The sequence below is a fragment of the Candidatus Poriferisodalis sp. genome, assembly GCF_965208895.1.
Lineage (GTDB): Bacteria > Actinomycetota > Acidimicrobiia > Acidimicrobiales > Poriferisodalaceae > Poriferisodalis.
Window position 1 is genome coordinate 158,270 of sequence record NZ_OZ242363.1, and the last position, 22,904, is coordinate 181,173.

The following is a 22,904-nucleotide window of genomic DNA, read 5'->3' on the forward strand; positions in this document are numbered from 1 at the left end:
CATGGCGCTGGGATCTCTCACGGGCGACGACGACGGCGCGACTCCGGACGTCCCTGTCGGCCGGCTCGCCCGGCTGCTGCGCCCGTTCGTAGGCGTCGCCGTTCCGGCGTTTGCAGCAATCGCAGCGCTGATCGTGGGCGCAGTGATGCTGCTCACCTTCGGCGCGAACCCGCTTGTCGCCTACGGCGAACTCGTCACGGGCGCGTTCGGCAGTGCCGACAACCTCGCCGACACTGCGGTGCGGGCGATGCCGCTCGCACTGGTGGGCGTCGGCATCTGCATCGCTTTCCGCACCGACGTCATCAACATCGGCGGAGAAGGGCAGATCATCCTGGGCGCCATCGCAGCCACCGTGACGTCGATGGCCTTCGACGACGTGCCGCGCGTCCTGCTGGTGCCGATGGTGATCGTCGCCGGCGCGATCGGCGGCGGATTCTGGGGCGCGATCCCCGGTGCGCTCAAGGCCTACGCAGGCGTCAACGAGATCCTCTCGACGATCATGATGAACATCGTCGCGGCGCACCTGCTGAGCTTCCTGCTGCAGGACCTGCTCATCGAACCCGGTGCCATCAAGATTCAGCAGACCCGTCGTCTCAGCGAGAACGCCGACCTGCCGCTGCTGCCCGGCGGAACCCGGCTCCACATCGGCGTGCTGATCGCCATCTTGGTGGCGGTGCTGGGTTACCTGCTGATGTTCCGCAGCGCACTGGGCATGCGCTTGAGGTCGGTGGGCCACAACCCCGACGCCTCCCAGTACGCCGGCATGGCCGTGAAGAAAAGCATCACCCAGGCGCTCGCGTTCAGCGGGGCCTGCTGCGGCATCGCCGGCGCGGTGCTGGTGTTCGGCAGCGAGTCACATCGCTTGATCGGCGAGGGTGGCGCGGCAGCCTTCACCCAGAACGCCGGCTTCAACGGCATTGTGGCGGCTCTGTTTGGCGCACTGCATCCGATCTTCACCGTGCCCGCCTCGTTCCTGTTCGGCGGGATGCTCACCGGCGGCAGCGACATGCAGCGAGCCACACAGGTTCCCGCGGCGCTGGTGGTTGCGCTCAACGGTGTCGTGGTGGTGTTCGTGGTCGGCAGCCTGAGATTGCGCGACCGGCTCCGGACCTGGGCAGGCGGGATCGCTAGCTACGGGGGCCGGGCGTGAGCGAATTCTTCACCGTCACCGTCCTCGTCGCCACGCTTGCCTCCGGCATACGGCTGGCAACGCCATTTCTTCTGGCGGCCCTGGGCGAGACCATCGGTCAGCGCTCTGGGGTGCTCAACCTCGGCGTGGAGGGCGTGATGCTGATCGGGGCCTACGCCGCCTACATCACGGCGTCGCGCACCGGCAGCCCGCTGGCCGGCGTTGTCGCAGCGCTGATCGCTGGCGCGGCAATGGGGTGCGTGTACGCCTTCATCACCGTGGTCATGCACGCCACGCAAGGCATCAGCGGCATCGGCATATTCCTGTTCGGCCTGGGCTTCACGGACCTGCTGTTCCGCAAGCAGGTGGGCACACCGATCCCCATCGACGGGCTCGGTACGGTGCGGATTCCCGGCCTCGCCGACCTGCCCGTGGTCGGCGAGGTGCTCTTCGAGCACAGCCTGCTGACCTACGCGGCGTTCGCGCTGGTGCCCGTCGTCTGGTTCGCCATGAACCGGACCACGTTCGGCCTCAATGTCCGAGCCGTCGGCGAAACGCCCGAGGCTGCCGACACGCTCGGTGTACGTGTCAACATCGTGCGCACCCAGGCGATCATCATCGGCAACGTGATGGCTGGGCTGGCCGGCGGCACGCTGGCGCTTGACGTCGGCATCTTCCAGCAGAACCTCACGTCAGGTCAGGGGTTCATCGCCGTGGCGCTGGTGTACTTCGGGGCTTGGCGGTCCAGTGGCGTGATGGCCGGGGCGCTGTTGTTCGGCGTCGTATCGTCCACGGTGCTGCAGCTCAAGACGCTCGGAATCATCGTGGGAGCGTCATCGACGATTGCGGCAATGGCGCCTGCGGTGCTCACCATCGTGGTTCTCGTTTTGGTAAGCCGACGCATCGGCGCGCCGGCGGCCCTGACAGTGCCATTTGAACGCGACGGCTAGAGACCGTGCGGAGACGCAGGCCTGCTCGTCGCCCCACCGGATTCGTTCCGTTCTGGTTCCGAACCATCGCAACGCTGCCGAAACACGCCCGGCACCCAAAGTTGACAGTGCACGACACGGCGGGTCATGAAGGTGACCTAGCATCTCTGGGGAGTCGGAGGGCCACATGCTTGTCGCGGATTGCCCGCGCGAACTCCGGCTGCCGCTCAACACCTTCTGGGAGGATCTCATGTCTGCACCTACTGCGCCATCCGGCGCACCGAAGCGGCGAACGCGTCGCCGCTTGACGTCGCTGCTGGTGGCGCTCGCAGCGCTCACCCTGCTGGCTGCGGCATGCGGAGATTCCGATGACGCTGATTCGGGCACCGCTGTGACCGAATCTGGGACCGCTGCGACGGACGCTGCTGCCGTTGACGACGACATGGAGTCCGAGGACGACATGGAGTCCGACGACGACATGGCAGCGGACGACGACATGGAAGCTGAAGACGACATGGCGGCGCCGCTGCGCATCGCGATTGTCGCGCCGAGTGCGAGCAACGACCTCGCATTCACACAGAGCATGGTCGACGCAGTGAACGCGATCGGAGAGACCCGTGCGGTCGAGGTTGCTGTGACTGACGGCACCTTCATCGTGGAGGAAGCGGCTGCGGCCATACGCGGCTACGCCGAGGACGGCTTCGACCTTGTGATCGCCCATGGCAGCCAATACGGCGGACCGCTCGGCGAGATCGCTCCGGACTTCCCAGACACTTCCTTTGCCTGGGGCACCGCTGCGGACTTCATGGGCCATGCCAACGTCTTTGCCTACACGGTGCGTTCTGATGAAGGCGGCTACGTGTCGGGCACAGTCGCAGCACAGATCAGCGCGACAGGCGTGATCGGTGTCATCGGCCCGATCCCGGTGGGCGACGCAAAGCTCTACGTCGACGGTTTTGCTGCGGGCGTGGCGGCGACAGACTCGTCCATCACGACCAACATCGTGTACACCGACTCGTTCAGCGATGTCGCATTGGCGGCTGAAGCCGCCGAGGCCCACATCTCCAACAACGCCGATGTGCTGACCGGTTCGGCGCAGATGGTTGTGGGAGCGACCGGTGTCGCCAACGAGCACGACGTGGCGTGGTTCGGCACACAAGCCAATCAGACTGCGCTCGGTGAGAGCATCGTGGTCGCTTCGCAGGTGTACCACTGGGAAGTGCTGCTGGCGGACATGATCGACAGGATCGAAGCCGGCACGCTCGGCGGCGAGGTCATGATCGCCACGCTCGCCAACGGCGGCATCGAGATCGAATTCAATGACGGCTACGGCCTTGACGCTGGGATCCAAGCGGCTGCGGAGGCAACCATCGCGGGCATCGCCGACGGCTCGATCTCGACGGGCATCGAGTAGGCCAGTCGCTGCAGGCTGCGGGAGGTTGCGAGGTTGCACCGACGCGTGAAGCACTCGTGGTCATGAACTCCCAGCGCGCCAGATGAATCGGCACGACGGCACGACGGCTGCCGGGGTCTCGACACCGAACGAGGCCCCGGCACCGCTGATGCTGGAAATGCGCGGCATCACCAAACGTTTCCCGGGCGTCATCGCCAACGAGGACGTCGACCTCGTCGTGCAGCCCGGGCACGTCCACACGCTGCTGGGAGAGAACGGCGCCGGCAAGAGCACGCTCGTCAAGATCCTCTACGGGCTGTACCGCCAGGACGAGGGCACGGTCAAGATCCAAGGCGAACAGATCGAGGTGACGTCGCCCGCAGATGCCATTCGCCACGGCATCGGCATGATTCACCAGCACTTCATGCTGGTGCCCACCCTGACAGTGGCAGAGAATGTGGCGCTGGGCTTGCACGGGCGGCGCGGTCTCGCCGACATGGGCCCGGTGCGCCGTCGGCTCATCGAGGTGTCCGAGCAGCACGGGTTGGCCATCGACCCTGACGCGTACATCTGGCAACTCGCGGTCGGCGAGCGTCAGCGGGCCGAGATTCTCAAGGCGCTGTACCGCGACGCTCGGATCCTGGTGCTGGACGAGCCCACAGCGGTGCTCACACCGCCCGAGGTTGTCGATCTGTTCGCCACGCTGCGATCGTTGACCGACGAGGGGCGCGCTCTCATCTTCATCTCCCACAAGCTGGCCGAGGTGATGGAGATCTCCGATGAGATCACGGTCCTGCGTGACGGCCGGGTCGTGGGCCGCACCACACCGTCGGAGACGACCCGGGAGGGCCTGGCCTCGATGATGGTCGGCCGTGAAGTACGGCTCGGCCGTGATGTCCCGCCTCAGCCGACCGGTGACGACCTGTTGGTCGTCGACAGCCTGCACGTCGAGGGCGACCGGGGTAACGCAGCACTCGAGAACTTCTCGGTCAGCGTCTCCAGCGGCGAGATCGTGGGCATCGCCGGCGTCTCGGGCAACGGGCAGCGTGAGTTGGCCGAGGCGATCTTCGGTCTGCGGCCGATGAAATCCGGCAGGCTGGAGGTGCGCGGAAAACCGATCCCGACACCGGCGCCAAAGCAGGTGCGTCGGCGCGGCGTTGCGTTCGTCCCCGAAGAACGCATGCGGCATGGCGCGGTCGGTGAGCTCTCGGTGTCAGAGAACCTGATGCTGGTGGAGTACGAGCACCGGCCCTATGTGCGTGCCGGTTTGCTGCAGTTCCGGGCAATTGCGGAACGATGCCGCGATCTGGTGCGTCGGTTCGCGGTCAAGACACCGTCGATCGCGACCCAGACGTCGCACCTGTCCGGCGGCAACATCCAAAAAGTGGTCATCGCCCGGGAGTTCAGTGCCGAAGCTGACGTGCTGATCGTGGCCCAGCCCACTCGCGGCATCGACATCGGCGCCGCGGAGTACGTGCACGAGCGACTGCTCGAGAAGCGGGCCGCCGGTGCGGCGATCTTGCTTATCACCGAGGATCTCGACGAGGCCATGCAGCTCTCGGATCGTGTGGTGGTGCTGTACGAGGGCCGTGCCATGTGCAATCTGCCCCGCGCCGAAGCCACCACCGACCGAGTGGGCCTGCTCATGACCGGCGTCAGCGAAGACGAGCCCGCAGCGGTCTGAGTTCGGGTTCAGCGCGAGGCGATGCGACAGCTGCCGTCGGCGGCGGCACGGCTGCACGCTTCGGCCACCTGGCTCAGCACGGTCCGCTCAGCGCCCCGCACAAACGCTGTTTCACCGACCCCGACGATGCACGACTGGTCCTTCAGGGCGTGCGTCATGGCTCGCTCAGATGATGAACGACATGTTCGGCAGCGCGGAGGTGGAGTTCACGAGCTCGATCTTCTTGCGGGCGACTCGCAGGCCCTCGTCGGTGCGGCGCAGGCGATGGGTGGTGCGACCCACCCAGACGCGCATGTCGTTCGTCGCCTGCACGGCGTGCTCGTACAGCACGAAGTTGCTGCCCACCTCGTACTCGTCGGCGCTGCCGCCATCTCCGTCGCCGTCGGGATGCACGGCGAGTACCTGGATGTTCGAGATGATCCGCCGCATCGGCGACTTCGGCACTTGGGAGTAGCGCCGGCCGCTCATCAATTGGGTGATGCGGGTGGCGAGCCTGGTGCGGTTGTCGTTGAGAAAGCTCACACGAGAGCCGGGCTCGTAGTCGCCGTCCCCGGCGGGCACCCAGTAGTGAATGTCGTCGGTGACCAGCTCGAGCCATTCGGGGTAGCGGGATTCGTCCGCCAGCATCGCCTCGTGGTAAAGGAATTCTTCGATCTCGCGGCGTGTCGCCTCGTCGACGGCCGACATTGCTGCAGTTCAGCCCTGACCGTTGCCCGGCGACCCGTTGGGGGAGGCCGCGGCCGCCTCGCCGATCCTCGACATCACGTGCCGATAGTGGTGCCAGAAGCCCCGGCTGGTCGTCTCGTCGGTGATGTCGCTCCAGCGCTGCCCGTCTGAGCGCTGTTCGCGCTCGATGCCTCGGCGGAGGTCGACCCATGCATGCTCATCGGTCGGATTGGTGTCGAAGGCCCGGTGCATGCGCTCGGCAATGACGACGTCCTCGGGAAGGAAGAACGACGCCGGTCCCATCGCTGCCTCGGACTGCAGGATCACGCGCCGGTTGATGCCCGGGTCGGAGCTCTCCACCAGCAGCGGCGTGTGAAAGTGCTCGGTGAGCCCTGGTGCGAGCGGGTCGATGCGGGCAATGTTCATCTCGCCCAAGAACAGATTCGGGAACACGAAGGCGTGCGGCGGCCCGTCCCACATGATCTGTTTCGCCTTGTCGTCGCCGTAGGCCGCTTCCAGGTCGTCGCAGTAGGCGTTGACCTTGCTGCGGGGCGCCCCCAGCCAGGCCAGCTCGGTGGTGTAGCTGGCTCGGAAGTCGAGCTCGACGTGACCGCCGCCGTAGTCACGCGCTACCGAGGCGGTCTCTCCCTCGCCTCCGAGGATGACGTCCTCGTACTGGCTGCCGGCCAGCAGCGACGCCGTCAACGACTCGTGGGCGAAGATGATGTGGTAGCCGTCGTTGTCGCTTTCGGGCCACATTTTCCAGTTCGAATCGGCCCGCTGGCCGAGCCAGCCGCCGTTGAGCTGCAGCCGTCCGGTGGGCGACATGTCCGCGGCACGGTCGATGAGGTCGCTGCCTCCAGGGCCGAGGTGCTCGCTGAGCGGCCCGGCGGTGCCGCTCTGGTTGGCGAACACGAAACCCCGGTAGACGCCGACCTGGCCGGGCTGGTCGAGCCGCACGTCGGGCTTTCCATTCTGGAATCCCTTGGGGAAGGGAGCACCGAGCAGTGTCCCGTCGAGGTCGTAAGTCCAGGCGTGGTACGGGCAGCGGAAGTTGCGGCTGTTGCCCTCGGTCTGCGGGCACAGCGTGGTGCCTCGATGGGCGCAGCGATTCGCGACCACGCTGATATCGCCGTCGTGGGTGCGGGCCATGAGCACGTTCTCGGCGCCGAGCCGCCGAGCGACCCAGTCCCCAGCGTCGGGAATCTCCGATTCGTGGCCCACGAACACCCAGCCGTCGGTGAAGATGCGCTTCATCTCGTCGGCGAACACGGCCGGGTCCGAGTACAGGCTCCCGTGCACGCGGTAGTCCTGCACCAGATGCGTGTAGTCCCTGCCGACGCCGACGGTCGAGGATTCGGCGGCCAACTCCATCGCAGTCGAGACTACTCCTCGGCCTCGATTTGCATCAGGGGCCCCGCCGGCTGGGCTTGCTGCGACAGCGTCGCTAGATGATGAAGGGCAGGTTCGGCAGCGGCGACGTGGAGTTCACCAGCTCCACCTTCTTGGCGGCCATGCGCAGGCCCTCGGGCGTGCGCCGCAAGCGATGTGTCGCCCGTCCCGCCCACAGGCGCAGGTGCCCGGTTGCTTGAACGGCGTGCTCGTAGAGCACGAAGTTGCTGCCGACGTCGTACTCATCGCCGTCGGCGCTCAGGATCTCGATGTTCGACACGACCCGGCGCATGGACGACGGAGGGTCCTGTGCGTGATGGACACCGGTTGCGAGCTGGCGGATGCGGGTGCCCAGGCGGGCCCGGTTGTCGTTGATGTAGCTGATCCGGGTGCCGGGTTCGTAGTCGCCGGGACCGAACGGCACCCAGTAGTGCATGTCGTCGGTCACCAATGCTTCCCACTCGTCATAGCGGGACTCGTCCGCGAGCCGGGCTTCGAGATACACGAACGCCTCGACCTCACGGCGCGTCGGCTCGTCGACGGTCGCCACGGCGACTGCTCAGGCCTCGTTGTGCGGACTGTTCGCCATGACATCGCGGTAGTGGTGCCAGAAACCGCGATTGGTGGTCTCGTCGGTGATGTCGCTCCAGCGCTGCCCGTCTTCGACATGCTCGCGTTCGAGGCCCCGGCTGAGATCGACCCAGCCGTTGTCTCCGACAGCGGCGCCTTCGAAGGCCCGGTGCATGCGCTCGGCGATGACCGCGTCGTCGGTCAGGAAGAACGATGCGGGGCCCATCGCCGCTTCAGACTGCAGCACGAGTCGCCGGTTGACGCTCTCATCGGTGCCCTCGACCAGCAGGGGAGTGTGGTGGTGCACCGTGACGCCCGGCAAGACTGGCTCGATCCGGGCGATGTTCATCTCAGCCAGGAACAGGTTCGGGAACACCAGTGCGTGCGGCGGCCCGTCCCACATGATCGTCTTGGCCTTCTGGGGTCCGTAGGACTGCTCGAGGGCCTCGCAGTAGTCGGCGACCTTCTCACGGGTAGTGCCGAGCCAAGCCAGCTCAGAGGTGTAACTACGGCGGAAGTCGAGCTCGAGATGGCCCCCGTCGTAGGCGCGCGTGGCGGACTCCGAGGCCCCTTCGCCGGTCATCACGATCTCGTCGTAGTAGGTGTCGGGGACTGCCCGGGCCATCGACGCATGAGTGAAGTTGAGGTGGTAGCCGTCGTGGTCGCTCTCGGGCCACATCTTCCAATTCGAGTCGATCCGCTGGCCGATCCAGCCAGCAGACAGCCGGACCGTGCCGGTGGGCGACATGTTCGACGTGCGGTCGATGAGGTCGGTGCCGCCTGCACCGAGATGGGCGCTGAGCGGCCCGGCGGTGCCGCTGCGATTGGCGAACACGAAGCCCCGGTAGCCGTCGACTTGGCCGGGGCGGTCGAGCCCCAGATCGGCGGTGTCCTTGTGAAAGCCCTTCGGCCCAGGAACACCGAGCAGCGTGCCGTCGAGGTCGTAGGTCCACCCGTGGTACGAGCAGCGGAAGTTGCGGTTGTTCCCGTCGTTCTGTGGGCACAGGGTGGTGCCGCGATGCGCGCAGCGGTTTGCGACCACGCTGATAGCGCCGTCACGGTTGCGCACCATGAGCACGGGCTCGTTGCCCAGCCGCCGGGCGACCCAATCGCCGATGTCGGGTACTTCGGACTCGTGTCCGACGAAGACCCAGCCGTCGGTGAAGATCCGCTCCATCTCGTCCGCGAAAACGCCCGGATCGGTGTACAGGCTGCCGTGGACGCGATCGTCCTGCACAAGGTGCCGGTAGTCGTTCGTTGCCGGCGAACTCAGCACTGTCAGAGCCATCGATGTTCTCCCTCGATGTCATCGAACGCTAGGCGTTCACGCCCGTTCGCCGCTTGATATGCCCTAGATCCCGGGCGTTCGGTAACCGTCACGCCGCCACAGGATCGGGAAGTGGTTCTCGTCCATCTCGTCGTCGGCGAGCATGACGCCAAGCTAGTTGGGTGCGCTTCGGTCACCAGGAGTGGTTTGTCCATCTGGCGCACCCTGGGAGCCCCAAAGAGCCACATGACTACCCTCGAGGCGAGAGGTCGTCGAGTGCGGCCAGCGAACTGCCAGCCGGAGGAACTTGGACGTGAGCGATCTTCAGTTGAGTGAGCGCCCAAGCTGATGGCTGAGCCGGCCTTCGCACCGGGCACGCCCGCCTATCAAGCAATCGTCGATCACGCGTTGATGACGACCCGGGGTGTGCGCCAACGTCTCGACTTCGACCGGGAGGTGGATGATCAGGTCATCCTCGACTGCATCGATGTCGCCGAACAGGCACCGACCGGAGGGAACAACGGCAGCCGCCGGTGGATGATCATCCGAGATCAAGAGACCAAGGATCGGCTGGCCGAGCTCTACCTGTCGGCCGGCGTCGACTGGGTCATTGAGACCGCGAAGCGGCTGGAAGGCAGCGGCCACCAGAACGAACGACTGATGGCCGGTGCCCGCCATCTCGGCGAGAACATCGCCAGGACGCCGGCGCTCGTCATCCCCACGATTCTCGGACGCCACGACGGCAGCGGACGGCCTGGGCTGTTCGACTCGGTGATCCAGTCGGCTTGGAGCTTCATGGTCGCACTCCGAAGCCGAGGCCTGGGGACGGTCTGGACCACGATGTATCTCAACGAAGCGCCGGCGGTCGCCGAATTGCTGGAACTGCCCGACCGTGTGACCCAGATTTGCCTCTTTCCGGTGGCCTACACAGTCGGCACCGACTTCAAGCCGACGGCGCGGCGCTACCCGGCCCGCGACATCGCCTATTTCGATCGCTACGGCCGCACCAAGACGCAGAGCGGACCAGGCGTCGTCGACGAGGTCGATCTCAAGGCCAAACCCGACGCGGTTCGGGCCGCCATCGAATCGCTCGACTCGCCACCCGACCACTGGCGATTCGACCTCGAGCAGGTGCCGGGGGGAAGCCGGCTGCGTCTCCACGCGTTGGTCGATCCCGGCGACGACCCGTCGACCGTGTTGGCCGAGGTGCGACGCACGCTGGACGCCCTGGTCCTGCAGCTCGAGATGTAGCTGCATCGGTGAGCGATAATCCTTCCACCAATGGATCGGGGTGAGATGACCGCAAGCGATGTCTCGCTAAAGGAGCCGAGCAGAGCTTTTCGATTTGTGCTGGTCACCGAGGGGGCTGATCTTCTCGACTGGGCCACGCTCGATGCCCTGTACGAGGCTGGCTGCGGCGATGCGACCATCGGAAGCGACACGTTGGAATTCGCGCGCTCAGCGCCCACACGAGACGAGGCGCTGTGCTCTGCCATGCGAGACGTGGAGTCAGTTCCAAATGTCTCGGTCCTGCGCGTCGAATTCGGAGACAGCGCTACCGATCGAAACTGACTCAACCGGAACAGCACATTCCGGATGCGTGAGCTCAGTCGGGAACAGGCAAGACCGTGATCCTCCGTGAGATCAAAGACCTCGCCGCACGGCAGAAAACGCGGAGCGACACGGCCGCCATCGCTGCACGGTCCTGACCGCGATGAAGGCCCAGCTACCTGCCGCGCCCGCACAGTCCCACCCGCGTCGGGGCGCGTCAGATGCGGTCGCTGACCGGGTTCAACGGTTCTTGGCTGCTTCCCAGGCTTCAGGACCGATCACTCGCAACCACCGGTGGAGTCCGCCGTTCCGCTATTCGGAGCGTCGTCACGGGAACGCCCAAATTCGGGAACTACCCTTGCCGGTACGCGAAACGGCTTCCTTGGGGACGTGAACGATGTCGAAGACCTACACGTTGCCCTACACCCTGAAGGCGCCCTGCGAGGAGACCGAGCACATGTATCTGGCCGAAGTGCCTGTGCTGCCGGGGTGCCGTGCGTGGGGCGAGACCGCCGAAGAGGCGCTGCGCAACCTCGACGGAGTCGCGGCGGACTTTGTTGCATCGCACGAAGAGCACGGCGACGAACTCCCTTCGTCCATTGCCGCTGCCGGCGAGCTCGTCATCGCAGTGTGACCTATCGGGAACTCACCCGGAAACTGAAGTCACTCGGATGCGAGTTCGATCGCCAGTCGCGAAGCTCGCACGAGATCTGGCGCAACCTGGCCACAGGTACCCGCACCACGATCCCCAACTGGGGCGGACGGGACCTGCGCCTCGGAACGATTCGGGCGATCATGCGCGACCTCGAACTCGACAAGGCGGCCTTTGACCAGGCCTGATCGCGTCTCGCGCTTGTCGCGTCCCGCCGCCACGCCGCCGAGATGCTCACCCGTGGGCCGTGAGCCTCGATGCCTGGGCGCAGCCGCCGGCCGGACCTGACCGCTGCGGGCCCCGATCCCGTGTCGTCGTGCTGCGACGCCGCCGACACCGCCGTGGACTCGCCAGCGAGCGCATCATGAGCGCCGCCGCCGTGCAGCACGACAGCGCAGCGGCCCTGTCAGTCGCTCAGGATGTCAGGAACCCGGCGGTGCATCAGCCTGCCCCAAATGATGCCTCGCCCCAGCAGGTCACTGTGCCATCGGGGCGCAGCCCACACGAATGCCGGTCGCCGGCGGATACCGCGGTGAACGAGCCCGACGGCGCATCAGCCTGCCCGTCCTCGTTGTAACCCCAGCAGGTCACTGTGGCGTCGCTGCGCAGCCCGCACGAATGGTTGCTGCCGGAAGACACCGCCGTGAACGAACCCGACGGCGCTCGCGGCTGCCCGTATTCGTTCCAGCCCCAGCAGGTCACTGTGCCGTCGGGGCGCAGCCCACACGAATGCAAGCCGCCGGCGGATACCGCGGTGAACGAGCCCGACGGCGCATCAGCCTGCCCGTGTTCGTTCCAGCCCCAGCAGGTCACTGTGCCGTCGGGGCGCAGCCCACACGAATGCCACCAGTCGGCGGACACCGCGGTGAACTGTGGTGAGTTGGTGGCTGCTGTGTCGTCGTTGTTGTCGGTTTCGGTTGCGGTGTTGGAACCTGCGGTGGTGTCGCCGCTGGCGCGTCGCCCGACGAGTTCCGCGGTGGCCCAGCGGGTGACGCCGCCGAGGCGTGTCATGTCGCGTCCGGCGAGCTTGGCTGTGGGCACCGCGGCGATGCCGCCGAGCACGTAGCCGCCCGGCTCGGCGGCTTCGAGACGTGCGCGTTGGCTGGCGGGCATCGCCCCGTCTCGGGGTCCCGCGAGGATCACGCAATCGGTGCCGATCGCTCCGGCGAGGGTGACAGCGCTGTAGATGTCCGACTGCGCTTTCGCGTCGCCGCCCACGACGATGGGGGCATCACCGGCGCAGTCCGATGCGGTCCACGGCTCGGCGCCGTCGAGATACAGACCGGGCGCTGTCACGTCGGCGGGCGCTGCCAGCGCTGTGCCCGGAGCGGTCGCGGTCTCGGGTTCGGCGCCGGCGGCGAGCGCGGCAGCCTCGCTGCCGACCTGCTGCGCGGTGGCCCAGCGGGTAGAGCCGCCGAGCCGTGTCATGCCGCCGCGTCCCCCGATCTTGGCTTCGGGCACCGCGGCGGTGCCGCCCACGACGTACCCGCCGTCGGCGGCGGCTTCGAGACGTGCCCGCTGGGCGGCTGCCATGTCACCGTCTCGGGGTCCCGCGAGGATCACGCAATCGGTGCCGATCGCTCCGGCGAGGGTGACAGCGCTGTAGATGTCCGACTGCGCTTTCGCGTCAGCGCCCACCACGATGGGGATGTCAGCGGCGCAATCGGACTCGGTCCACGGCTCAGCGCCGTCGATATATGCGCCCGATGCCTGCGCCGACGCGGCGGCGGGCAGGATCAGCGGGGTCATGAGCAGCACAGCGACCGCAGATGTGAGCAGCTTTCGAGACATGACGGCTCCCCTATCCGCTTACGGCACGCTGGGGCATTGGCATCACCGGAGCGATGTCGGCGTCGGCGGCAAGGCCCGTTGGGGCCTGTCAGAAAGTTTGTGTAAATGGCGTGGTCTGAGGGTCCTTGGCTGGGTGCTGGGGGCCGGGAAGGATCATGTCTGTGACTGATCAGAATATGTCGGCTGTGATTCACCCTGGGTTTTGCGCAGGCTGAATGTTGTGGTTTTTTGTTTGGTGGTTGTCGGTGTTCGCCGCAGCGTAGGCGGCTTCGAATTGGTCGGGTGACTGGTCGTGGAGGTAGCCGTGGATGCGGTCGGTGTTCCACCAGTGCACCCAGCCGAGGGTGGCGAGCTCGACGTCGTCGATCGTGCGCCACGGGCCTTGGCCTGGGCCGCGGATCAGCTCGGTCTTGTAGAGCGAGTTGACCGCCTCGGCGAGGGCGTTGTCATATGAGTCGGCGACCGACCCGATCGACGGGACGGCGCCGATTTCGTCGAGCCGTTCGCTGTAGCGGATGCTGGTGAACTGGCTGCCGGCGTCGGCGTGGGCTATGAGCCCTTCGAGGCGGGCGCCGCGTGCCCAGCGGGCCATCTCGAGCGCGTCGAGCACCATCTGTGTTGCCATGTTCGACGCGACCCGCCAGCCCACGATGCGGCGGGAGAACGCGTCGGTGATGAAGCACACATAGGCGACGCCGGACCAGGTGGGGACATGGGTGAGGTCCGCGACCCACAGCCGGTTCGGCGCGTCGGCTGTGAAGTCGCGCTCGACGAGATCGGGCGGCCGGGCGGCTTTGGGGTCCGCCCGGGTGGTGCGCACCCGCTTTGTCCGCTGGACACCCCGGATATCGAGCAGGCCCATCAGCCGAGCCACTTGGTCGCGGCCGATGTCATGGCCCGCTCGCCGGGCCGCCACCCACAGCTTGCGCGCCCCATAGACGCAGTAGTTGGCCTGCCACAGGACCAACAGCAGCGGCATCATCTTGGCGTCGCGCAACGCACGCGCTGACGGCGGCCGGCGCTTGGCCGACCAATACGTGGAGGGGGCCGCCTGCAACGCAGCGCAGACGGGCTCGACCCCGAACTCTTCGCGGTTCGCGTCGACGAACTCGACGATCATCGCTGTCGGCGGTCGAGCTCCGCCCCGAAAAAAACCGCCGCCCGCTGCAAGATCTCATTCGCTCGCCGCAGTTCGCGGTTCTCCTGGCGAAGCTTCTTGAGCTCGCCGCTCTCAGCGCTCGACACGCCGGGTCGAGCCCCGGCGTCGACCTCGGCCTGAGCCACCCAGCGGCGCAGCGACTCCTCGCCATAGCCCAGCTGACGCGCCACACGCGTCACCGTCCCAGCCGAGGTGCCCAGCTCTTCGCGCAACGCGAACACCATCCGCACCGCCTGCTGTTTCTGCTCAGCCGAATACCGACGCGACGTCGCCGCCCGCCCCGCTTGTGTGTCCATAGATCCCATGCTCGCTCCAATCCTTGGAGCCTGCGCGAAACCCAGTGCGAATCAGCTGTGCCGGCGGGAGAGGCCGTCGGCGAGACGGCGATGAAGGACTGGGCCGAGCTGTTGGTGGCCCAGGCGCGTGCTGAGGGGGTGGAGCTGACCGGCGACGGCGGTCTTTTGACGGGGCTGGTGCGCCAGGTGCTCCAGATCGGCCTGGAGGTCGAGATGAGCGAGCATCTGGGCTATGAGCGTCACGCGGTTGCGGGCCGCGGGTCGGGCAACTCTCGCAACGGGTCGACGCCCAAGACGGTGACGACCGAGATCGGCGAGGTCGAGCTGCGGGTGCCTCGGGATCGTGCGGGCACCTTTGAGCCGGTTACGGTGCCCAAGCACCGCCGCCGGCTGGACGGGCTGTCGGGCAACGTGATCAGTCTCTATGCGAAGGGGCTCACGACCGGCGAGATCCAGGACCATCTGGCTGAGATCTATGACACCTCGGTGAGCCGGGAGACGATCTCGAAGATCACCGACGAGATCGTCGCTGACATGGCGGTGTGGCAGAACCGGCCCCTCGACCCGGTCTACGCGGTGCTGCTGATCGACGCGATCGTCGTCAAGGTCCGCGACTCCCAGGTCGCCAACAGGCCTGTGTATGTGGCCATAGGCGTGGATCTTCAAGGAGAACGCGACGTCTTGGGCATGTGGCTGGGCCCATCGGGCGGCGAGGGCGCCAAGCAATGGGCCACGATGCTGACCGAGCTGAGAAACCGAGGCCTCGCCGACGCGTTGATCGTGTGCTGCGACGGACTCAAGGGCCTGCCCTCGGCGATCCGGGCGACCTGGCCCGAAGCGACAGTTCAGACATGCGTCGTGCACATGGTCCGCAACAGCCTGCGGTACGCGTCCCGCAAGCACTGGGGCGCCATCACCAAAGCCATGCGCGACATCTACACCTCAGCGACCGTCGAGGCCGCCCAGACGCGGTTCGCCCAGTTCGCCGACGACTGGGAGGACACCTACCCCGCCATGATCCGCTCGTGGCGGCAGTCATGGGACGAGTTCGTGCCGTTCCTCGAGTTCCCCGCCGAGCTGCGCAGAGTCGTCTACACCACCAACGCCATAGAAAGCCTCAACGCCAGATTCCGACGGGCAGTGCGCCATCGAGGACACTTCCCCAACGAACAGGCAGCGATGAAAGTCCTCTACCTCATCGCCACCGCCAGACGCAAGAACCGCACCAACCTCACCGGAAAGACCAACGGCTGGAAAGCCATCCTGAACACACTGACCGTCCACTACGGCGACCGGATCGCCGCCTACATTCGATGAAAACCACCACAGCCGGATACACAAAAAATCTGACAGGCCCGCCCGTTGAGGCTGCAATGACCTGTTCGAGCCGTTCCGTCGCCCGGTAAAGCAGTGTTGTTTCGTCGGCGGTGATGTGCTTAATGTGTGGAGCACTGTGGTGGTCAGCGAGTGCTCGTAGCGCTGCAGCCAATGTCAACCCTTCGTAGCAGTCAGCCTTCGGCACGAGAGTCCTCCATTGATGAGGATGGCGTACGCCATCCGGCTATAGCTGATGTTCTCGAGGTCCTAGTGCCGTGTCAGGGAACGTTGGGGGTGCGCGTCCGCGTGTGGGTTGGCGGGTTGTGGTGTGATCGGGGGTATGGCTGAGCGTGTTCGTGTGAGGGAGATCAGTGCCGATGAGGGCGGCCGGCTGCTGGGGCTGGTGCGTCGTTCGTCGGGGTCGGTGGTGACGTGGCGAAGAGCGCAGATCGTGCTGTGGTCCGCGCAGGGCATGGAGGTGGGTCAGGTCGCGCCGTTGGCGTTCTCCAGCGAGGACCGGGTTCGTGAGGTGATCCACAATTTCAACGCCGACGGGTTCGAGTCGCTGTATCCCCGTTATGGGGGCGGCCGTCCTCCGAGGTTCAGCGCGGCCCAGCGGGCCGAGGTCAAGCGGATCGCTGTGGGGCGGCCCGCTGATCGCGGGCTGCCGTTCTCGACGTGGTCTTTGGCGAAGCTCGCCGAGCATCTCGTCGCGAAGGGGGTGGTCGACGACATCAGCCATGAGGGCCTGCGGGTCCTGCTGCGCGACGAGGGTGTCTCCTTTCAAGCGATGAAGACCTACAAGGAGTCCAACGATCCCGACTTCGAGGCCAAAAAGGACCGGATCGTGACGCTGTACGGCATCGCTGACGGCAAGACCGAGCCCGAGCCCGACGACCCGGCGGTGGTGATCTGCGTGGACGAGTTCGGGCCGCTCAACTTGCAGCCGCACCCGGGCAAGCAGTGGGCTCCGGTCGGCGGCAGCCACAAGGACCCCAACCGCGGGCCGCGGCGCCGACGGCGAGCGACCTACACCCGGCCCCACGGGGTCCGCCACCTGCTCGCCGCCTACGACCTGGCCGGCGACAAGCTCTACGGGCACATGAAAAAACGCAAGACCCGCACCCAGTTCCTCGCGTTCTGCCGCTACCTGCGCACCCTGTACCCGCCCGAGGTCCGCATCGCCATCGTGCTCGACAACTTCTCGCCGCACCTGTCCACCCGAAAAGACACCCGAGTCGGCGACTGGGCCCAAGCCAACAACGTCGAGCTCGCCTACACGCCGCACTACGCGTCATGGCTGAACCGAATCGAAGCCCACTTCCAAGCCCTGCGCTACTTCTGCGTCGACGGCACCGACCACCCCAGCCACAAAGAGCAGGCATCAATCATCCGCCGCTACATCCGCTGGCGCAACAACAACGCCGCCGACAAGAAACTCAACGACATCGTCAACCGCGCAAACGTTTGCTGACACGGCACTAGCTCATCCTGAAGTCGGGATCGTGGCGGCGGAGCTCGCGGCGGGCGATGGTCATCTTGTGGACCTCGTCGGGGCCGTCCGCGATCCGCAGCGTGCGCATGTGTGCGTACATCTCTGCCAGCGGGAAGAACTGGGTCACGCCGCCGGCGCCATGCACCTGGATGGCCCGGTCGATGACCTTGAGCGCCATGTTGGGCACGGCCACCTTGATGCCTGAGATCTCCTGGGCAGCGGCCTTGTTGCCGATGGTGTCCATGAGGTGCGCCACGTGCAGCACGTACTCGCGGGACTGGTCGATCTCGATGCGGGCCTCGGCAATCCAGTCCTGGATCAGACCCTGCTGGGCGACCGGCTTGCCGAACGTCTCGCGCTCGAGAGCCCGCTTGCACATGTACTCCAGCGCCCGCTCGGCGACGCCGATCGAACGCATGCAGTGGTGGATGCGGCCCGGGCCGAGACGGGCCTGGCTGATGGCGAAGCCTTCGCCCTCGCCGCCGAGGATGTGGTCCTCGGGCACGCGCACGTTCTCGTACACGAGCTCGGGGTGGCCGCCCCGGTCGTGGAAACCGAACACCAGCGGGTCGCGGTCCACGGTGATGCCCTCGGCATGCCGGGGGACCACGATCATCGACTGCTGGCGGTGGCGCGGACCGTCAGGGTCGTTCTTGCCCATCACGATGAGCACCTGGCACTCTGGCCGCAGGGCGTTCGAGGAGAACCACTTGCGCCCGTTCAGCACGTATTCGTCGCCGTCGCGGTCGATCCGCAGTCGAATGTTGGAGGCGTCCGAACTGGCGACCTCGGGCTCGGTCATCGAGAACGTCGAGCGGATTTCGCCTTCGAGCAGTGGCGCCAGGTACTGCTGCTTGACCCGCTCGGAGCCATAGAGGTTCAGGATCTCCATGTTGCCGGTGTCGGGAGCGGAGCAGTTCAGCGCCTCAGAGCTGAACGTGACCTTGCCGAGCTGCTCTGAAATCGGTGAGTAGTCCAGGTTGGAAAGCTTGGTGCCGGGCGCCTGTGGGTCGAGGTGGGGGATGAACAGATTCCACAGGCCTCGTTCACGGGCAGCCGCCTTGAGCTTCTCCATGATCGCCGGAGTGGCGTGCACGTCTCCCGCAGCAGCGAGTTCGGCGTACTGGTCGTGGTACTCCTGCTCGTTGGGATAGATGTGGTCGTCCATGAACGACTGCACGGCCTCCTGCATCTCGAGGCCTTTGTCGGTGTAAGCGTGCGCCATGTCGGTGCTCCTGTTTCGTCGGTGAGTTCGTTGGCCGGCTTGGCGCCCTGCTAGCGGTGGGCGCCTCTGCGCCCCGAAAGCTAGCCCGCGGCTGCGCGAAGTTTCAGGGCCGCGATCGTTTGCTGCGGTCGGCGTGAATGGCCGCCGGCTCAGACGTGGGTGCCGACGCCGCCGTCGATCGTCAGGCAGGTGCCGTTTATGTAGTTGGCAGCATTGCTGGCCAGAAAGACCACGCCCGATGCCACCTCTTCTGACGTGCCGTAGCGGCCCTGGGGAACACCTGTGGAGTTGCGGGCGAAGATCGCCTCTGCGTCGGTGTCATTCGCTTCGGCAATCTCGGCGGCCGCTCGCTCCCACATGTCGGTGCGGATGAGCCCCGGGATGACAGTGTTGGTGAGCACGTTGTCAGCGCCGTACTTGCCCGCCAGCGCCTTCGCTGTGGCCACCATCGCGGCCTTGGTGGCGGCGTAGTCGATGAGCGCGGCATTCGGCGTAAACGCGGCGCCACTGGCGATCATGATGACCCGACCCCACTTCTGCTCGCGCATATGCGGCAGGCAGAAACGGGTGCAGCGCACCGCCGACATCAGGTTCAGCTCGTGCAAGCTGGTCCAGTCGTCGTCGGACATGTACAGGAAATTGCGCGACGGCGACGCCCCGACGTTGTTCACCAAGATGTTGATGGGGCCCATCTGCGATGTGGCCAATTCCAGGATTTCCTGCACGGCATCGACTTCCGACATGTCGCCGAAGTAGCCGTGAACTGATCCAGACCCCGACGGCGGCCGGTAGGCAGACAGCTCGAAGACTGCTTCTGGACCGCGGGCGCAAAAGCCGACCGTCGCCCCGTGGTCGGCAAGCAGCCGCACCGAGGCATTGCCGATGCCCTTGCTCGCGCCGGTGACGAACGCCACCCGTCCCGAAAGGTCTAAGTCGATCATGGCTCTTGTCCTCTTGTGGGTCGTTGCTCAGAACTGTCTTGTTGATGCGGCCATGCCGGCGAGCGCCGCCCAGATGGGACTGACGATTGGCCATGGAGCACACAGTCAGTTGATCCAGTCTTGCCGACAACCCAACCACCGCGCTTGCCGACCCGACTCAGTGCCCGGGCCCGTCAGCGAGGACCAACCCCTACGCGTTCGCGGTCGAGCAGCGGTGAGTGCTTCCGGAATCAAGCAGTAGAGGATTGACGATCCAGCGACCTTCACGGATGGTGCCGATTGCGCGCATGATGATGCGGTCACTTTTGCGGCGCCTCTTGACCACGAAGACGACCTGGGCTGAGTCAAGTTGGGCTGCGTAGAGCGGATGGTCACCGAGTTTGGCCAGGCCCGCAGCGGCTTGCCGGCCCGCCCGCTCGCGCATCGTGAGCTTCATTTCGGAGACAATCCACTGAATGTTGCCGTCGCATTCCCGAAGTGCGATGACGTCAGGGCGGAGTTCGTCGGCCTCGAACGCGTGGCACTCGTCGCAGTCGAACGCTGCGATCAATCCCTCGATCGTGACGGTGCAGTTGTCCTTGCTGATCGGGTTCGGGCTTGCCTCATTTGGTCTGTTTCCGCTTGGGCCAATGCGGCCCGAGGGCGGCGGACTGTCCAGCCTGCACTCGCAGGCCGTGTGCAAGGACGGCAATTGGCTGACATCGGAACTCACCGGGTTTCGCCGAGGAGCTGTGCAGTTTCGTCGGCCAAGCGCTCCGCCACGGCAACGTACTCGTCTTCGGGTATCCCCCATGCTGGATCGACCTCGACAGGTGACACCGTCGAACCCTGCTCGTGTTCACCCTGCTCGAATCGATATACGGCGAGGTCGTCGACGCTGATCGAGGGGGCGTCCGCTGAACCCGATGAAGGCACCTGAGCCGCCCGCAGCATGCAGTTCGAAACTTGATGAAGGAAATCGGTGCTGTGTGTCGTGCACAGCACCCTCACACCGGCCTGCGAGAGTGCGACGAGCGTTTGGGCGACCGCGAGCACCGCCTCGGGATGCATGTGTGCCTCTGGCTCGTCGATCAGCAAGAGATCCCCGGGGCCGAGCACGTCGCTGATCCATCTGATGAGCGGAGCAAGCTCGGCGACCATGGAGGACGCACGCTGCACCGGAATGACCTGCTTGCCGTGCTGATAGCTCAACGAGGGCACGCGCTCGCGGCCTCGGGCAACTACTACGCCCCCGCCGATGAGGCGCTCGAGATGAGTCGCTGCGGAGGGGATTTCAGGCGCGACCCGGATGGGGCGCCTCAGCGGTTTCTGCCATGCCCGTCGCTCAGATCGGGGACTCGTCAACTGCTGGAGTTCGATGAGAAAGTCAAGTGCGATGCCGCCGAGAGCAGCGGGTTCACGCCCGGTGAGGGCAAGGCCGTCTCGGTCCTGCTCCAGCCGGATCCGCACGACATCTGTCCATGCTTCGAGCAAGCCTGATCGCCCTGCAGGCAGGTAGTGCGCATCACCCCCGAGGCCGGATGCGGGGAGCAGGTGGCGGTACCACAAGTGATCGCTGAGCAACGACGCTGCTCTGCGCTGTAGCAGCTCACTGCGGGACGCCGCGGCGCCGCCCGATGAAGCGGCCAAGAACTCATCCAGCAGTTCGACGACACGCGTCTCGCGCAGACTGCTGATGTCGAGTGTGTCCAACGGAGCATGCTCGTGATCGCCGGAGAGCGTGAAGAGAGCTCTTGACTCGGTCTCGGACTGCCGACAATGGACAGCGATGTCGAGTTCGCCGCTGGCCCGCCAACGCTTCAGCTCGCTCAGGTTTTCGATATCGAAATAGATTGCGAGGCGGTCTGCGAGATTGCGGCTCGCACGTTCGAGCCGTGTTCCAAGCCATGTCTGGAACTTGCCAGTGAAGGCCGCTGCTGTCTCGACGCCGAGCGGTTCGGCTGGGTGGTTTATCCAGCTGATGAGGTCAAACGACTCGTCGCCTGTGAGCGGTGGCGTAGCCGGTCCGTTAGCCCGCTCGAGGGCCTTATAGGCAGCGTAGATCGCCTGCGCTGTGTACGTCTTACCGGTGTTGTTCTTGCCGATCAGGATCGTCAACGGACGCAACTGAATAGTGCCCTCCGCAATCGGCCCAAGGTTGCGGAAGCGGAACTCCGGTACAGCCGGAACCGTCGTGCTCACTGGGTCGCTCGACAACCCACGGCGGCGATTCGGCTCATGCCACGACAGGCTACCCGTGGCCCTTGAGACACTCAGTCGGCAGCGGCCATGGCGGTGACGTCGGCATCTGCAGCGGCCTCGCTCTCGCCTGACGTGGCGTCGGTCTCGGCCACGCCTTGCTTGATCCGGGGGATGAGCTCGCGGCCGAATTCCACGGCGTCGTTGAAGGGGTCGAACCCCCGGATCAGCACGTAACCCACGTCGCTGAGCCCGCCCCCAGGTTGCAGTCCGAGCTTGTAGTAGCGCAGGATCGATTCGGCGACCTGCTCCGGAGTGCCGACGAGGCACGAGGTGTTGCCGGGAGCACCGGTGGCCTCGGCGATCTTCAGCCAGAGCCGCTCGTCGTGGACATCGGACGCAGCCGCATAGCCCAGCATCCTTTCGCCGCCATGGTCATACGGCTTGCCCCGGTGACTGCCCGCCACGGTCAGCTTGTCGGTCCCCGCAGCCTCGATGCCGCCCAAGATGCGATTGGCCCGATCCCACGCTTCGCCTTCGGAATCACCCAAGATGGGCCGTACGCTGATCGAGAAACGCGGTGTGCGGCCGTACGCCGCAGCCCGGCGGCGGAAGTCCGCGAATCGCTCGTCCACAGCGGCGCGAGGCTCCGCGTAGACGGCATACACATCGCAGCGCTGTGCCCCCATCTCCAGCGCCTCGTCGCTGGAGCCCCCGAAGAAGATCGGCGGCGACGGCTGCTGGAGCGGCTGCACATCTGCGCGCACATTGCCGAACCGGTAGTAGTGCCCTTCGTGGTCGAACGGCTCCGGCGACGTCCACGTGCGGCGCATCACGTCGATGTACTCGCCGGCGCGGGCATAGCGGTCGGCTTTCGGCAGGTAGTCGCCGTCGCGCTGATTGTCCTTGTCGCTGGCTCCGGCGATGATGTGCAGCGCGAAGCGGCCACCGCTGAGCTGGTCGAACGTCGCCGCCTTGCGGGCCGCCAGCGTGGGAGCCACGAAGCCCGGCCGGTGCGCGACGAGGTAGCCGAGCCGTTCGGTCACCGAGGCGGCGTGGGTCGCCACCGACCAACCGTCTGCCGATGTCGAGGTGTAGCCAACCAGCACCAGGTCGAAGCCGGCCTCATCGTGCGCCTTGGCGAAGTCCTCGAGGAATTGGCGGGACAGCCCGCCTTCGATGACGTGCACCGTCGAGTCGTCCTTGGGCGGCGACACGCCGATCATCCCGATCACCGACAACGGCACGCCACCACGGTACGCGCCCCGT

21 protein-coding genes and 1 other annotated feature are annotated in these 22,904 nt (G+C 65.9%); of the genes, 10 read left to right on the forward strand and 11 right to left on the reverse strand.

Going from position 1 to position 22,904, the window contains the following annotated elements; genetic code table 11:
• The first annotated feature begins 1 nt into the window (after position 1).
• From ACOGJB_RS00775 to ACOGJB_RS00790, 4 genes are all read left to right on the forward strand, one after another.
• A complete protein-coding gene (locus tag ACOGJB_RS00775; RefSeq protein ID WP_419838934.1) occupies positions 2-1,150 on the forward strand; it encodes an ABC transporter permease in 1,149 nt (382 codons plus the stop codon).
• Positions 1,147-2,079 carry an ABC transporter permease gene (locus ACOGJB_RS00780; protein WP_419838935.1) on the forward strand — a complete coding sequence of 311 codons (933 nt, stop codon included), beginning with the start codon at positions 1,147-1,149 and terminating at the stop codon, positions 2,077-2,079. Before ACOGJB_RS00775 ends, ACOGJB_RS00780 begins: the two co-directional genes overlap by 4 nt.
• A gap of 166 nt (positions 2,080-2,245) precedes the next feature.
• The gene (locus tag ACOGJB_RS00785) at positions 2,246-3,472 is read left to right on the forward strand and encodes a BMP family protein (protein WP_419838936.1); all 1,227 of its coding nucleotides are present in this window, start codon (positions 2,246-2,248) and stop codon (positions 3,470-3,472) included.
• Positions 3,473-3,554: 82 nt separating this feature from the next.
• Positions 3,555-5,135, forward strand: a complete 1,581-nt coding sequence (locus ACOGJB_RS00790) for an ABC transporter ATP-binding protein (RefSeq protein WP_419838937.1) — start codon at positions 3,555-3,557, stop codon at positions 5,133-5,135.
• Between the two features lie 165 nt (positions 5,136-5,300).
• Here ACOGJB_RS00790 and ACOGJB_RS00795 read toward each other — a convergent pair whose 3' ends face one another.
• From ACOGJB_RS00795 to ACOGJB_RS00810, 4 genes are all read right to left on the reverse strand, one after another.
• On the reverse strand, positions 5,301-5,822 hold the full coding sequence (locus ACOGJB_RS00795) for an aromatic-ring-hydroxylating dioxygenase subunit beta (RefSeq protein ID WP_419838938.1): 522 nt from the start codon (positions 5,820-5,822) through the stop codon (positions 5,301-5,303).
• Between the two features lie 9 nt (positions 5,823-5,831).
• On the reverse strand, positions 5,832-7,175 hold the full coding sequence (locus tag ACOGJB_RS00800; RefSeq protein WP_419838939.1) for an aromatic ring-hydroxylating oxygenase subunit alpha: 1,344 nt from the start codon (positions 7,173-7,175) through the stop codon (positions 5,832-5,834).
• A 73-nt stretch (positions 7,176-7,248) separates the two neighbouring features.
• Positions 7,249-7,743 (reverse strand): aromatic-ring-hydroxylating dioxygenase subunit beta, encoded by a 495-nt coding sequence (locus ACOGJB_RS00805; RefSeq protein WP_419838940.1) that lies wholly within the window; start codon positions 7,741-7,743, stop codon positions 7,249-7,251.
• 9 nt (positions 7,744-7,752) lie between these two features.
• Complete coding sequence (locus tag ACOGJB_RS00810; RefSeq protein ID WP_419838941.1) at positions 7,753-9,051, reverse strand: aromatic ring-hydroxylating oxygenase subunit alpha; 1,299 nt, start codon at positions 9,049-9,051, stop codon at positions 7,753-7,755.
• A 327-nt stretch (positions 9,052-9,378) separates the two neighbouring features.
• On the opposite strand from ACOGJB_RS00810, the gene ACOGJB_RS00815 reads away from it, so the two are divergent.
• The 4 genes from ACOGJB_RS00815 to ACOGJB_RS00830 all read left to right on the forward strand — a co-directional run bounded on the left by ACOGJB_RS00815 (position 9,379) and on the right by ACOGJB_RS00830 (position 11,421).
• The gene (locus ACOGJB_RS00815) at positions 9,379-10,281 is read left to right on the forward strand and encodes a nitroreductase family protein (RefSeq protein ID WP_419838942.1); all 903 of its coding nucleotides are present in this window, start codon (positions 9,379-9,381) and stop codon (positions 10,279-10,281) included.
• Positions 10,282-10,377: 96 nt separating this feature from the next.
• Positions 10,378-10,602 carry a hypothetical protein gene (locus tag ACOGJB_RS00820; protein ID WP_419838943.1) on the forward strand — a complete coding sequence of 75 codons (225 nt, stop codon included), beginning with the start codon at positions 10,378-10,380 and terminating at the stop codon, positions 10,600-10,602.
• 376 nt (positions 10,603-10,978) lie between these two features.
• On the forward strand, positions 10,979-11,215 hold the full coding sequence (locus ACOGJB_RS00825; protein WP_419838944.1) for a type II toxin-antitoxin system HicB family antitoxin: 237 nt from the start codon (positions 10,979-10,981) through the stop codon (positions 11,213-11,215).
• Positions 11,212-11,421 (forward strand): type II toxin-antitoxin system HicA family toxin, encoded by a 210-nt coding sequence (locus ACOGJB_RS00830; protein WP_419838945.1) that lies wholly within the window; start codon positions 11,212-11,214, stop codon positions 11,419-11,421. The genes ACOGJB_RS00825 and ACOGJB_RS00830 overlap by 4 nt, the downstream gene beginning before the upstream one ends.
• 253 nt (positions 11,422-11,674) lie before the next feature.
• Here the strand turns inward: ACOGJB_RS00830 and ACOGJB_RS00835 are convergent, their stop codons facing one another.
• Together ACOGJB_RS00835 and ACOGJB_RS00840 are read right to left on the reverse strand one after the other, a co-directional pair.
• Positions 11,675-13,024, reverse strand: coding sequence for an RCC1 domain-containing protein (locus tag ACOGJB_RS00835; RefSeq protein ID WP_419838946.1), 1,350 nt, complete (start codon positions 13,022-13,024; stop codon positions 11,675-11,677).
• A gap of 190 nt (positions 13,025-13,214) precedes the next feature.
• Positions 13,215-14,479, reverse strand: a protein-coding gene (locus ACOGJB_RS00840) for an IS3 family transposase (protein ID WP_419838077.1) whose coding sequence is annotated in 2 segments (ribosomal slippage) — positions 13,215-14,179 and positions 14,179-14,479 — 1,266 coding nt in all. Because the reading frame shifts where the segments join, the coding sequence is not laid out codon by codon here.
• Positions 14,067-14,183 (reverse strand) — a sequence feature (AL1L pseudoknot). It overlaps the preceding gene by 117 nt.
• Before the next feature lie 90 nt (positions 14,480-14,569).
• Here ACOGJB_RS00840 and ACOGJB_RS00845 point away from each other — a divergent pair.
• Both ACOGJB_RS00845 and ACOGJB_RS00850 read left to right on the forward strand, forming a co-directional pair.
• Complete coding sequence (locus ACOGJB_RS00845; RefSeq protein WP_419840790.1) at positions 14,570-15,796, forward strand: IS256 family transposase; 1,227 nt, start codon at positions 14,570-14,572, stop codon at positions 15,794-15,796.
• A gap of 340 nt (positions 15,797-16,136) precedes the next feature.
• Entirely contained in the window at positions 16,137-17,270 is a 1,134-nt protein-coding gene (locus ACOGJB_RS00850; protein ID WP_419838947.1) for an IS630 family transposase, read from the forward strand.
• 7 nt (positions 17,271-17,277) lie between these two features.
• Here the strand turns inward: ACOGJB_RS00850 and ACOGJB_RS00855 are convergent, their stop codons facing one another.
• The 5 genes from ACOGJB_RS00855 to ACOGJB_RS00875 all read right to left on the reverse strand — a co-directional run bounded on the left by ACOGJB_RS00855 (position 17,278) and on the right by ACOGJB_RS00875 (position 22,882).
• Positions 17,278-18,516, reverse strand: a complete 1,239-nt coding sequence (locus ACOGJB_RS00855; RefSeq protein ID WP_419838948.1) for an acyl-CoA dehydrogenase family protein — start codon at positions 18,514-18,516, stop codon at positions 17,278-17,280.
• A 149-nt stretch (positions 18,517-18,665) separates the two neighbouring features.
• Positions 18,666-19,457, reverse strand: coding sequence for an SDR family NAD(P)-dependent oxidoreductase (locus ACOGJB_RS00860; RefSeq protein WP_419838949.1), 792 nt, complete (start codon positions 19,455-19,457; stop codon positions 18,666-18,668).
• Between the two features lie 190 nt (positions 19,458-19,647).
• Positions 19,648-20,007 (reverse strand): hypothetical protein, encoded by a 360-nt coding sequence (locus tag ACOGJB_RS00865; protein ID WP_419838950.1) that lies wholly within the window; start codon positions 20,005-20,007, stop codon positions 19,648-19,650.
• A 158-nt stretch (positions 20,008-20,165) separates the two neighbouring features.
• Positions 20,166-21,638, reverse strand: a complete 1,473-nt coding sequence (locus tag ACOGJB_RS00870) for an AAA family ATPase (protein WP_419838951.1) — start codon at positions 21,636-21,638, stop codon at positions 20,166-20,168.
• A gap of 71 nt (positions 21,639-21,709) precedes the next feature.
• Complete coding sequence (locus tag ACOGJB_RS00875) at positions 21,710-22,882, reverse strand: LLM class flavin-dependent oxidoreductase (RefSeq protein WP_419838952.1); 1,173 nt, start codon at positions 22,880-22,882, stop codon at positions 21,710-21,712.
• Positions 22,883-22,904 lie beyond the last annotated feature (22 nt).